General features: G+C 55.0%; 10 protein-coding genes. 3 read left to right on the top strand and 7 right to left on the bottom strand.

Features of this window, described 5'->3' with window-relative positions:
* Window positions 1-102 precede the first annotated feature (102 nt).
* Complete coding sequence (gene ettA, locus ACIPDS_RS17540) at window positions 103-1770, top strand: energy-dependent translational throttle protein EttA (RefSeq protein ID WP_166516431.1); 1668 nt, start codon at window positions 103-105, stop codon at window positions 1768-1770.
* A 54-nt stretch (window positions 1771-1824) separates the two neighbouring features.
* Here ettA and nadR read toward each other — a convergent pair whose 3' ends face one another.
* The 3 genes from nadR to serB form a co-directional block, all read right to left on the bottom strand.
* Window positions 1825-3054 carry a multifunctional transcriptional regulator/nicotinamide-nucleotide adenylyltransferase/ribosylnicotinamide kinase NadR gene (gene nadR, locus ACIPDS_RS17535; protein WP_400738517.1) on the bottom strand — a complete coding sequence of 410 codons (1230 nt, stop codon included), beginning with the start codon at window positions 3052-3054 and terminating at the stop codon, window positions 1825-1827.
* A gap of 103 nt (window positions 3055-3157) precedes the next feature.
* Window positions 3158-4546, bottom strand: coding sequence for a DNA repair protein RadA (gene radA / locus ACIPDS_RS17530; protein ID WP_062771639.1), 1389 nt, complete (start codon window positions 4544-4546; stop codon window positions 3158-3160).
* A gap of 11 nt (window positions 4547-4557) precedes the next feature.
* Window positions 4558-5529 (bottom strand): phosphoserine phosphatase, encoded by a 972-nt coding sequence (gene serB / locus ACIPDS_RS17525; protein ID WP_400738513.1) that lies wholly within the window; start codon window positions 5527-5529, stop codon window positions 4558-4560.
* Window positions 5530-5633: 104 nt separating this feature from the next.
* On the opposite strand from serB, the gene ACIPDS_RS17520 reads away from it, so the two are divergent.
* Both ACIPDS_RS17520 and lplA read left to right on the top strand, forming a co-directional pair.
* Entirely contained in the window at window positions 5634-6266 is a 633-nt protein-coding gene (locus ACIPDS_RS17520) for a YtjB family periplasmic protein (RefSeq protein ID WP_166516434.1), read from the top strand.
* 18 nt (window positions 6267-6284) lie between these two features.
* Window positions 6285-7301: a lipoate--protein ligase LplA gene (gene lplA, locus ACIPDS_RS17515; RefSeq protein ID WP_400738508.1), complete on the top strand. Its 1017-nt coding sequence runs from the start codon at window positions 6285-6287 to the stop codon at window positions 7299-7301.
* Between the two features lie 86 nt (window positions 7302-7387).
* On the opposite strand, the gene ACIPDS_RS17510 is transcribed toward lplA, so the two are convergent.
* The 4 genes from ACIPDS_RS17510 to deoA all read right to left on the bottom strand — a co-directional run bounded on the left by ACIPDS_RS17510 (window position 7388) and on the right by deoA (window position 11674).
* A complete protein-coding gene (locus tag ACIPDS_RS17510; RefSeq protein ID WP_400738505.1) occupies window positions 7388-7879 on the bottom strand; it encodes an REP-associated tyrosine transposase in 492 nt (163 codons plus the stop codon).
* Window positions 7880-8247: 368 nt separating this feature from the next.
* Window positions 8248-8967, bottom strand: a complete 720-nt coding sequence (deoD, locus tag ACIPDS_RS17505) for a purine-nucleoside phosphorylase (protein ID WP_035894565.1) — start codon at window positions 8965-8967, stop codon at window positions 8248-8250.
* Between the two features lie 108 nt (window positions 8968-9075).
* Window positions 9076-10299 (bottom strand): phosphopentomutase, encoded by a 1224-nt coding sequence (gene deoB, locus ACIPDS_RS17500; protein ID WP_400738501.1) that lies wholly within the window; start codon window positions 10297-10299, stop codon window positions 9076-9078.
* A gap of 52 nt (window positions 10300-10351) precedes the next feature.
* The gene (gene deoA, locus ACIPDS_RS17495; RefSeq protein WP_166516438.1) at window positions 10352-11674 is read right to left on the bottom strand and encodes a thymidine phosphorylase; all 1323 of its coding nucleotides are present in this window, start codon (window positions 11672-11674) and stop codon (window positions 10352-10354) included.
* Window positions 11675-11682: the final 8 nt, after the last annotated feature.

The following is an 11682-nucleotide window of genomic DNA, read 5'->3' as shown; positions in this document are numbered from 1 at the left end:
AATCCCCTGAGCGTACATCAGTACGTGACTGGGGTGAACGAGCGCAGCCAACGCATCTGCAACTTGAAGTATGACGGGTAGATAAAAGAGGCGAAGTCCAAAGTGGCCCAATTCGTTTATACCATGCATCGTGTCGGCAAAGTGGTTCCGCCGAAACGTCATATTCTTAAAAACATCTCGCTGAGCTTCTTCCCTGGCGCAAAAATCGGGGTTCTGGGCCTGAACGGCGCCGGTAAATCCACCCTGCTGCGCATTATGGCCGGTATCGATACCGACATCGAAGGTGAAGCTCGCCCACAGCCGGGGCTTAAAATTGGTTACCTGCCGCAGGAACCCAAGCTGAACCCTGAACATACCGTTCGTGAATCGGTTGAAGAAGCCGTTGCCGAAGTGGTTAACGCGCTGAAAGGCCTGGACGAAGTGTACGCCAAGTACGCAGAGCCAGACGCCGACTTCGATAAGCTCGCCGCTCAACAGGGCAAGTTTGAAGAGATTATTCAGGCGCACGACGGTCACAACCTGAACGTGCAGCTTGAGCGCGCCGCTGATGCGCTGCGCCTGCCGGACTGGGATGCGAAAATCGAAAAACTCTCCGGTGGTGAACGCCGCCGTGTCGCACTGTGCCGTCTGCTGCTGGAAAAGCCAGACATGCTGCTGCTTGACGAACCGACTAACCACCTGGATGCCGAATCCGTCGCCTGGCTGGAACGCTTCCTGCACGATTTCGAAGGCACCGTTGTGGCAATTACCCACGACCGTTACTTCCTCGATAACGTGGCCGGTTGGATCCTCGAGCTTGACCGCGGTGAGGGTATTCCGTGGGAAGGTAACTACTCCTCCTGGCTTGAGCAAAAAGATCAGCGTCTGGCGCAGGAAGCCTCTCAGGAAGCGGCTCGCCGTAAATCCATCGAGAAAGAGCTGGAATGGGTTCGTCAGGGCGCGAAAGGCCGTCAGTCTAAGGGTAAAGCCCGTCTGGCACGCTTTGAAGAGCTGAACAATACCGAATACCAGAAGCGTAACGAAACCAACGAACTGTTTATTCCACCTGGCGCACGTCTGGGCGATAAAGTCGTTGAAGTGACCAATCTGCGTAAGTCCTACGGCGATCGCGTGCTGATCGACGACCTGAGCTTCTCGGTACCGAAAGGCGCTATCGTCGGGATCATTGGTCCGAACGGCGCGGGTAAATCGACCCTGTTCCGCATGATGTCTGGTCAGGAACAGCCGGATAGCGGCACCATTTCGCTTGGTGAGACCGTGAAGCTGGCCTCCGTCGATCAGTTCCGTGATTCTATGGATAACAGCAAAACCGTGTGGGAAGAAGTTTCCGGCGGGCTGGATATCATGAAGATCGGCAACACCGAAATGCCAAGCCGCGCCTACGTTGGCCGCTTCAACTTCAAAGGTGTTGATCAGGGCAAACGCGTTGGCGAACTGTCCGGCGGTGAGCGTGGACGTCTGCACCTGGCGAAACTGCTGCAGGTTGGCGGCAACATGCTGCTGCTCGATGAACCAACAAACGACCTGGATATCGAAACCCTGCGCGCGCTGGAAAACGCCCTGCTGGAGTTCCCGGGCTGCGCGATGGTTATCTCGCACGACCGTTGGTTCCTTGACCGTATCGCGACCCACATTCTGGACTACCAGGATGAAGGGAAAGTGGAATTCTTTGAAGGTAACTTCACCGAATACGAAGAGTACAAGAAACGCACACTCGGCGCCGATGCGCTGGAGCCGAAGCGTATCAAGTACAAACGTATCGCGAAATAATAGCGTTCAGGCGAATGATGAAAATCATTCGCCTTTTTTATTTTCCAAAACCGGCTATGAGTCGCCCATCAATCCTTTCACCAATTCCACGCAGCGCAGGAAGCGAGAATCGTAATCTGATTCTTCAACGTGCACAAAATCGATATTGTTCTTCTCAAGCATTGAGACCAGTAGCGTCTGAAACTCTTTGCGATCCACAGAGCTGCCCAGGCTGCGCAGTCCATCCGCTACCCACGGCGTGTTGTTTTCCAGCAGGATCACCAGGTCAAAACGATACTCATCAATCAGCGCCTGAACGAAGGGATGTTCACGCCCCTCATACTTTTTACAAAAAGCCTGGGTGCTGACAAAATCGGTATCGATAAAAGCGACTTTATTGGCATATTTCACAGCGAAATCAATGTACTGAGCGTGACCGAGAGCGATTTTATCGTAGTCGGAATACTGTAACGCCATCTCATCGCCGCCCAGGTGTGAGAAGACATAATCTCGCCCATACTCCCAGGCACTGGTGGTGTTAAAGATGTTTGCTAGCTTGTTCACCAGCGTCGATTTCCCGCTGGACTCGCCACCAAGAATCGCCACCGTACGCACGAAAAAGGGCTTCACTTCGGTAGGAACGTAATCCCAGTAGCGGAACGGGTTCTCACGAATTTGTCCGCCGCTAATGTTCATAAAGGTACGTTTCGGATCAATCAGTACCGTTTCAATCCCCAAATGCTCAAGGTATTGTGGTGCATCCGCCTCTTCAGAGCTGTAGATCCAATTAGGCTGGATCCCCTTCTCTTCCATAAAGCTTTTGATCCCAGCACTCCATACGTCCCAGCCATGCGGGTATGGCTCCATGCCTTCTTCATTAAAGGCATGAATGCGAATGTTCTTCTGGTATTTGAACGTCTGGAGAAGCCAGCGCAGGCGGTCGGGCACCGTCGGCTGCTGGGACATAGCGCTATCTTCAAACAGCGCGCGATCGCGCGTGTCGTCATAGCCCATAATGATATGCAGTTCATCCACCTGGCTACAGGCGCGCTGGATAAGGTAGATATGCCCGGTATGCAGGGGATAAAATTTACCGAATACCACACCGATATTTTTTTGCTGACGCGGGAATTCCAGATTCAGGAAACGGTGTAATGCTTCGAGCTTTTGCGCGCTGGGGCTCTTGATTTTAGCGTTCAGAAGCTGGCTTAAATAGCCCTTGGTCATGCCGCTTGCGTCTGCGACCTGCTGTAAGGTACAGCCTTTTTGACGAATTGCGGTTTTGAGATAGTCGAACGACGACACAAGAGCCTCCTGCAAATTTAGGGAAATCATCACCCTATTATACGAAAAACCCGGAAACACTTTCCGGGTAAATATGTCCGATACTGCCGAGCAACGGTGCGTTTTATGAGTATAGATCGTCAAAGACGCCCAGCGCGTCGGCAAGTTTTTTCACCCCAAATACCTGCATGCCTTCCGGGAGTTTTTTCGGTACGTTGGCCGCCGGGACAATCGCGCGGCGGAAGCCGTGCTTCGCCGCTTCCGAAATACGCTCCTGACCACTCGGTACAGGACGAATCTCGCCAGCCAACCCAACTTCACCGAATACCACGAGGTCATGCGGGAGCGGTCTGTCACGTAGACTCGACACCATCGCCAGCAGCAGGGCTAAGTCCGCACTGGTTTCAGTCACTTTTACGCCGCCGACCACGTTCACAAAGACGTCCTGATCCGACATCTGCAAACCGCCATGACGATGTAACACCGCCAGCAAAATCGCCAGACGGTTCTGCTCAAGGCCTACGGCAACACGCCGTGGATTTGCCATCATCGATTGATCAACCAGCGCCTGAATCTCCACCAGCAGCGGGCGCGTGCCTTCCCAGACCACCATCACCGAACTGCCGGAGGTGACTTCATCACCGCGGCTTAAGAAGATGGCAGACGGGTTGCTGACTTCGCGCAGCCCCTGTTCGGTCATGGCAAACACGCCAAGCTCATTCACCGCGCCGAAGCGGTTTTTGTGGCTACGCAGGGTGCGGAAACGGGAGTCGGCGTCACCGTCGAGCAGCACCGAGCAGTCGATACAGTGTTCCAGCACTTTCGGCCCGGCCAGAGAGCCGTCTTTGGTCACGTGGCCAACCATCACGATGGCGACACCGCGCGTTTTCGCAAAACGAGTCAGGTAAGCCGCCGTTTCACGAACCTGCGCCACGCTGCCCGGCGACGACTGAATATCCGCCATGTGCATGACCTGGATGGAGTCGATAACCATCAGCTTTGGCTGTTCTTCTTCGGCAATCAGGCAAATCTGCTCAATGCTGGTTTCTGAAAGCATATTCAGATTGGCGGTCGGCAGGCCCAGACGATGCGCACGCATCGCCACCTGCTGTAAGGATTCTTCGCCGGTGACGTACAGCGTTTTCATCTGCTCCGACAGCTTGCACAGCGTTTGTAGCAGCAGCGTTGATTTCCCCGCCCCGGGGTTACCACCAATCAAAATGGCGCTTCCCGGAACCACGCCGCCGCCCAATACGCGGTCGAACTCTTTGAAACCGGTCGAAAAGCGCGGCAGCTCTTCGAGACTAATATCGGAGAGCTTTTGTACCTTCGCGACGCCTGCGTTCCCCGCGTAGCCGCTCAGGCGCTCGTTACGCGCAACGGTGGGTGAAGCCGCAACGCGCACCTCGGTGATGGTATTCCAGGCCTGACAGGCGCTACATTGACCCTGCCAGCGCGGATAATCCGCACCACATTCATTACAGACAAATGCGCGTTTAGGAGCTTTCGCCACGGTTTACCTCTTTATTTCTGATTCATGCTGCCGGAGAGGATACAGAATACCCCCATCAAGTCGGCATGACGGATGGTGACTTCCGTCTGTTCATTCACTTTCGGTTTGGCATGATACGCAATGCCCAGTCCCGCCACTTTAATCATCGGCAGGTCGTTAGCACCGTCGCCGATAGCCACCGTCTGTGCATGGGGAATTTCATACTTTTCAGCCAGTTGTTGTAGCGTGTTGGCTTTATACTGCGCATCAACAATGTCGCCAATCACTTCGCCGGTCAGTTTGCCGTCACGGATACCCAGCTCATTGGCCACCGCTGCGGTTAAGCGCAGCTTGTCACGCAGGTATTCGGCAAAGAAGGTGAAACCGCCGGAGGCAATTGCTACTTTCCAGCCCAGCGTCTCCAGCTTCAACACCAGTTGAGTCAATCCTGGCATTAATGGCAGGGTATCTCGTACCTGACGCAGGATATTGGCATCGGCGTCTTTTAGCGTCGCAACGCGCTGGCGCAGACTGGCGCTAAAGTCCAGCTCACCGCGCATCGCGCGTTCGGTAACTTCAGAAACCAGTTCGCCCGTGCCTGCCAGTTTAGCAATTTCGTCAATACATTCGATCTGAATGGCGGTGGAGTCCATGTCCATCACCAGTAAACCCGGCGTACGCAGATGAGGGATTTTGCCCAGCGGCGCGACATCCAGCCCGGCGTCGTGCGCCAGACGTGTCGCCCGTGGGGTCAACGATCCCGCCAGACGAATCACCTGATAGTCTTCCACGCACCAGGCTGCTACGATCACCATAGCCGCGCTAAGATTTCGCTGGTAGGCGGTCAGACGTTCTTTATTGAGGCCACGGCCATACAGCAGCCAGCCGCTGCGCCCGGCATGATAATCCAGCGGCATCACTTCATCGCCACTAAGGGAAAGCGGCAACCCAGGCCACAAGGAGACATCTTCAGGCAGGTCGCACCAGGTCAAACTGTTTGGCATTACGGCTCCAATCTTGTCTATTAAGCCCAGGAAAATAACGCATGAGGCTACCTTGTAACCAGCGCTTCTGGCAACATTAAGCTGTAAATTTTCAAAGGTGGAATATGCTTCGCGCAAAACTGAAATTTAGACTGCATCGCACCGTGATTGTTCTGATATGCCTCGCCCTGCTGGTTGCTCTGATGCAGGGGGCCTCGTGGTTCAGTCAACAAAGCCAGAAACAGCGAAATCCGCAGCTTGAAGAACTGGCGAGAACGCTGGCCTGGCAGGTTTCCATAAACCTGGCTCCCATGATGAAAAGCGAGTCGCCGGATGAGAAAAAGATCGGCGACTTGCTAAAGCACCTCACCACGAAAAGCCGAATCCTCGATGCCGGGGTCTACGATGAGCAAGGCGATCTTATCGCCCGCGCCGGGGAACAGGTGGATCTGCGCGACCGGCTGGCTCTGGACGGTAAAAAGGCCGGCAGCTACTTCAACCAGCAGATCGTTGAACCCATTCAAGGGAAAAATGGTCCGCTGGGTTATTTGCGCCTGACGCTGGATACGCACACCATCGCTACCGAATCAGGCCAGGTGGATAACACCACCAATATTTTACGCCTGATGTTGCTGCTGTCGCTGGCCATTGGCGTTGTGCTTGCCCGCACCCTGCTGCGCGGTAAACGCACCCGCTGGCAGCAGTCGCCGTTCCTGCTTACCGCCAATAAGCCGGTGCAGGACGAAGATAAAGATTAATCAGAAAAGGAAATCGCTATGTCAACGCTGCGCCTGCTGCTTTCAGACTCACACGACCCGTGGTTTAACCTCGCCGTTGAGGAGTGTATTTTTCGCCAGATGCCGGCAACCCAGCGGGTATTATTTTTGTGGCGCAATGCAGATACGGTGGTTATCGGCCGCGCGCAAAACCCCTGGAAAGAGTGCAATACCCGGCGTATGGAAGAGGATAACGTGCGTCTGGCGCGCCGAAGCAGCGGCGGCGGCGCGGTGTTCCACGACCTCGGCAATACCTGTTTTACCTTTATGGCGGGCAAGCCGGAATACGACAAAACCATCTCCACCTCGATTGTGCTGGAGGCGTTGAACTCGCTCGGGATCACCGCCGAAGCCTCCGGGCGTAACGATCTGATCGTCAAAACAGAAGAAGGCGATCGTAAAGTTTCCGGCTCCGCCTATCGCGAAACCAAAGATCGCGGCTTCCACCACGGCACGCTGCTGCTTAATGCCGACCTGAGTCGGCTGGCAAATTATCTGAATCCCGATAAGAAAAAGCTTCAGGCTAAAGGGATCACCTCGGTACGCGGGCGCGTGGCGAATCTGGTTGAACTGCTGCCGGATATTACGCATGAGCAAATTTGCGAAGCCGTCACCGAAGCCTTTTTCCGCCACTACGGGGAACGGGTTGAGGCGGAAATTATCTCCCCCGATAAAACGCCCGACCTGCCGAACTTTGCAGAAACCTTTGCGCGTCAGAGCAGCTGGGAGTGGAATTTCGGTCAGGCTCCTGCCTTCTCTCACCTGCTTGATGAGCGCTTCACCTGGGGCGGCGTAGAGCTGCATTTTGACGTTGAGAAAGGCGTCATTACCCGCACGCAGGTGTTTACCGATAGCCTGAACCCCGCGCCGCTGGAGGCGCTGGCGGAGCGTTTGCAGGGCTGTCAGTATCGCGTGGATGTGTTGCAGCAAGCCTGTGAAGCGCTGGTGATAGAGTTCCCGGAGCAGGAGACTGAGCTGCGGGAGTTGGCGCATTGGGTGGCGGGGGCGGTGCGTTAGAGCATTGCCGGATGGCGGCTACGCCTTATCCGGCCTACAAATCGGCGCTTTCTGTAGGCCGGATAAGGCGTAGCCGCCATCCGGCATTACCGCCGCTCACCAACGTCAAGATCTATCCCCTCTCCCGCCCAATCAACCGGGTAAACTCCATCCCGGACATCACGGTGGAACGTCGAAAATGGCCAATCCCGCACGCGCGCTACCCAACCGTGCTTCACGGGGTTTATGTAGATGTAATCAACATGCCGACGGTAATCTTGCTCGTTGCGGATCGTGTGTTCCCAGAATCGTGGTTGCCACACGTCATGGCACATTATCGATTTGGTAAATATCTTTTTAAGTTCTCGCCATCGGGACGAGAAGTCACAATCGTTCTCTGGCAGCGTCCAGATACAATGCAAATGCTCAGGCAGCACGACCAGAGCATCAATTTGAAAAGGCTTCGTATTTTTCACTCGGCGAATAGCAGAACGTAATTCTGCAATCTGGCGTACCAGTAAATCACTTTTTCGGTTTTTCAGATTAGCCGTGAAAAACCAGGTTCCACCGTTAATGTAGTAACGTCGATAGTTCGACATTTGTTTATTCCTTAAACAAAATTCAAACGTAACGGGTTAATCAAAAAAGGCAATATGGAGAGAATAATTCAGGAAGGAGGCTCGCAGTATATGGAGCAGATTGCCGGATGGCGGCTTCGCCTTATCCGGCCTACACAGGTTCTGTAGGCCCGGTAAGCACAGCGCCACCAAGCATTACCGCGAACCACCGTAGGCCCGGTAAGCGCAGCGCCACCGGGCATTACCGCAAACCACCGTAGGCCCGGTAAGCACAGCGCCACCGGGCATTACCGCAAACCACCGTAGGCCCGGTAAGCATAGCGCCACCGGGCATTACCGCGAACCATTGTAGGCCCGGTAAGCGTAGCGCCACCGGGCACAGCACGGTCTTACGCTTTATCGCCCAGCAGGACAGATTCCAGCGCAATTTTGATCATGTCGTTGAAAGTGGTCTGACGTTCTGCGGCAGTGGTCTGCTCGTGGGTACGGATATGGTCGGAAACGGTGCAGATGGTCAGCGCTTTCGCACCGAATTCTGCTGCAACGCCGTAAATACCGGCTGCTTCCATTTCCACGCCCAGGATGCCGTATTTTTCCATCACGTCGAACATGGTTGGGTCTGGCGTGTAGAACAGGTCTGCGGAGAAGATGTTGCCCACGCGCGCGTCAACGCCCAGCGCTTTGGCTGCGTCAACCGCGTCACGAACCATGCCGAAGTCGGCGATAGCCGCGAAGTCGTGGTCTTTGAAGCGCAGACGGTTCACTTTGGAGTCGGTGCAAGCACCCATGCCGATAACCACGTCGCGCAGTTTTACGTCAGCACGTACCGCGCCGCAGGAACCCACGCGAATGATTTTTTTCACGCCAAAGTCGGTAATAAGCTCTTTGGTGTAGATGGAGCACGATGGGATGCCCATGCCGTGGCCCATAACGGAAATCTTACGGCCTTTGTAAGTGCCGGTGAAACCTAACATGCCGCGAACGTTGTTCACTTCACGGACATCTTCAAGGAAAGTTTCAGCAATGTGCTTCGCACGCAGTGGGTCGCCTGGCATCAAAACTACGTCAGCGAAATCGCCCATTTCTGCATTAATGTGTGGGGTAGCCATCATTTTATCCTTATTAAAATTGTCAGTGCCGGATGTCGGCTGCGCCTTATCCGGCCTACAAACGATTCCTCGTAGGCCGGATAAGCGTAGCGCCATCCGGCAATTTCATCACAGCATGTTTTTGCCGTATTCCATTGGTGACGTACCGAAGTAGGTCGCCAACGTCTGGCCGATATCCGCGAAGGTTTCACGATGGCCCAGCGAGCCCGGTTTGACTTTCGGGCCGTAAACCAGCACCGGAATGTGTTCGCGGGTGTGGTCAGTACCGGTCCAGCTTGGATCGCAACCGTGGTCAGCGGTGAGGATCAGAATGTCATCTTCACCCACCAGCTCCATCAATTCAGGCAGACGGCGGTCGAACAGTTCCAACCCTGCGGCATAACCGGCGATATCGCGACGGTGGCCCCAGGAAGAGTCGAAATCAACGAAGTTGGTAAAGACGATAGTTTCATCACCCGCTTCTTTCATCTCTTTAATGGTGGCGTCAAACAGCGCGTCCAGACCGGTCGCTTTCACTTTTTTCGTGATACCGCAGTTAGCGTAGATATCCGCAATCTTACCAACGGAGACCACGTGACCGTGTTTTTCATCCACCAGCTTCTGCAGAACGGTCGCGGCCGGTGGCTCAATGGCCAGATCGTGACGGTTACCGGTACGCTGGAAGTTACCCGCTTTGTCACCGACAAACGGACGCGCAATCACGCGGCCAATGTTGTAGCCGCCTTCGGTCAACTCTTCACGAGCGATTTCGCACAGCTCGTAGAGTTTATCAAGACCAAAGGTTTCTTCATGGCAGGCAATCTGGAACACGGAGTCCGCAGAGGTATAGAAAATCGGCTTGCCGGTTTTCATATGCTCTTCGCCCAGTTCGTCCAGAATAACGGTACCGGAAGAATGGCAGTTACCGAGGTAGCCCGGCAGATTGGCACGCTTAACCAGTTTATCCAGCAGTTCCTGCGGGAAGCTATTTTCGTGGTCGCTGAAGTAGCCCCAGTCGAACAGAACCGGTACGCCAGCGATTTCCCAGTGGCCTGACGGGGTGTCTTTACCGGAAGAGAGCTCGTGCGCCCAACCGTACGCGCCAATCACTTCGGCGTTACCATCCATACCGGCAGCAATTTTGCCGGTAGAGCCTTCATGCGCTTTCACCAGCCCCAGACGGGTCAGGTTAGGCAAATTCAGTGGGCCTTGACGGCCGTGGTCAGCTTCGCCCTTAGCACAGGCTTCTGCAATGTGACCCATCGTGTCAGCGCCAACGTCGCCAAAGCGGTCAGCGTCTTCCGTTGCACCAATCCCGAAGGAGTCCAGCACCATAATAAATGCACGTTTCATCTTGTTCTCCATACATCTTGCGCTGCAAAAAAGCGATCAGATCAGTATATAACTATTCGGTGATGCGACGATAGACGGTTGGCGTAATTTCAGGCGCTTTGTCGTCCAGTTTAATTGCCGCTTTCACGGCTTTCGCCGCGTCCTGCCAGCTGGCTTCATCTTTCGCGTGGATGACCGCCAGCGGACGTTGCCCGTCAATGCTGTCGCCCAGACGTGCCATGTCGGTAAAGCCGACGCTGTAATCAATGGTATCGGATGCCTGACGGCGACCGCCGCCCATCGAGACCACCGCCATGCCCAGCGCACGGGTATCCATTGCGCTGACAAAACCTTCGGTGTCCGCGTAGACGGCCTTGCTGAGCATCGCCGTTGGCAGATATTTCGCATAGTTTTCAACGAAATCGGTCGGCCCTTTCTGGGCGGCGACCATGCGGCCAAAGATATCGGCCGCTTTGCCGTTATCCAGCACCGCCTGCAATTTGGCACGCGCTTCGGCGTCGTCTTTTGCCAGATTGCCGGAGATAAGCATTTCGACACACAGCGCCATGGTGACGTCGAACAGACGCGGGTTACGGTATTCACCGGTGAGGAACTGCACGGCTTCGCGCACTTCCACGGCGTTACCGGCACTGGAGGCCAGCACCTGGTTCATGTCGGTCAGCAGCGCCGTGGTTTTCACGCCCGCGCCGTTGGAAACGCCCACAATCGCTTCCGCCAGCGCGGCAGAGAGTTCGTAGGTTGGCATAAATGCGCCGCTGCCCACTTTCACGTCCATCACCAGCGCATCCAGCCCCTCGGCCAGTTTTTTGGCAAGGATAGAGGCGGTAATCAGCGGGATAGAGTCCACCGTGGCGGTAATGTCGCGGGTAGCATAAAAACGTTTGTCCGCCGGTGCGAGCGAGCTGGTCTGCCCAATAATCGCCACACCCACGTCTTTAATAATTTCACGGAAACGGTTGTCGTCCGGGAAGATGTCGAAGCCCGGGATGGCTTCTAATTTGTCGAGCGTGCCGCCGGTATGACCGAGGCCGCGACCGGAGATCATCGGAACATAGCCGCCGCAAGCCGCGACCATTGGGCCGAGCATCAGCGAGGTTACGTCGCCCACGCCGCCGGTGGAGTGCTTATCGACAATCGGGCCGTTCAGATTCAGGCTCTTCCAGTTCAGGACGGTTCCTGAATCCCGCATCGCCATGGTCAGCGAGACACGCTCCGGCATGCTCATATCATGGAAGAAAATGGTCATCGCCAGGGCGGCAATTTGCCCTTCGGAAATGGTGTTATCGCGAATGCCGTTGATAAAGAAACGAATTTCTTCATCACTCAGCACCTGACCATCACGTTTTTTACGAATAATTTCTTGAGCGAGAAACACGGTACCCT

The organism is Kluyvera sp. NPDC087067 (assembly GCF_044745165.1).
GTDB lineage: Bacteria > Pseudomonadota > Gammaproteobacteria > Enterobacterales > Enterobacteriaceae > Kluyvera.
This window is presented reverse-complemented; position numbering and strand designations above follow the sequence as displayed.

What these genes read in the sequence shown, in the direction of transcription:
- serB (WP_400738513.1), bottom strand. Translation starts at nt 5,529, where the DNA reads ATGCCAAACAGTTTGACCTGGTGCGACCTGCCTGAAGATGTCTCCTTG.
- ACIPDS_RS17520 (WP_166516434.1), top strand. Translation starts at nt 5,634, where the DNA reads ATGCTTCGCGCAAAACTGAAATTTAGACTGCATCGCACCGTGATTGTT.
- lplA (WP_400738508.1), top strand. Translation starts at nt 6,285, where the DNA reads ATGTCAACGCTGCGCCTGCTGCTTTCAGACTCACACGACCCGTGGTTT.
- ACIPDS_RS17510 (WP_400738505.1), bottom strand. Translation starts at nt 7,879, where the DNA reads ATGTCGAACTATCGACGTTACTACATTAACGGTGGAACCTGGTTTTTC.
- deoD (WP_035894565.1), bottom strand. Translation starts at nt 8,967, where the DNA reads ATGGCTACCCCACACATTAATGCAGAAATGGGCGATTTCGCTGACGTA.
- deoB (WP_400738501.1), bottom strand. Translation starts at nt 10,299, where the DNA reads ATGAAACGTGCATTTATTATGGTGCTGGACTCCTTCGGGATTGGTGCA.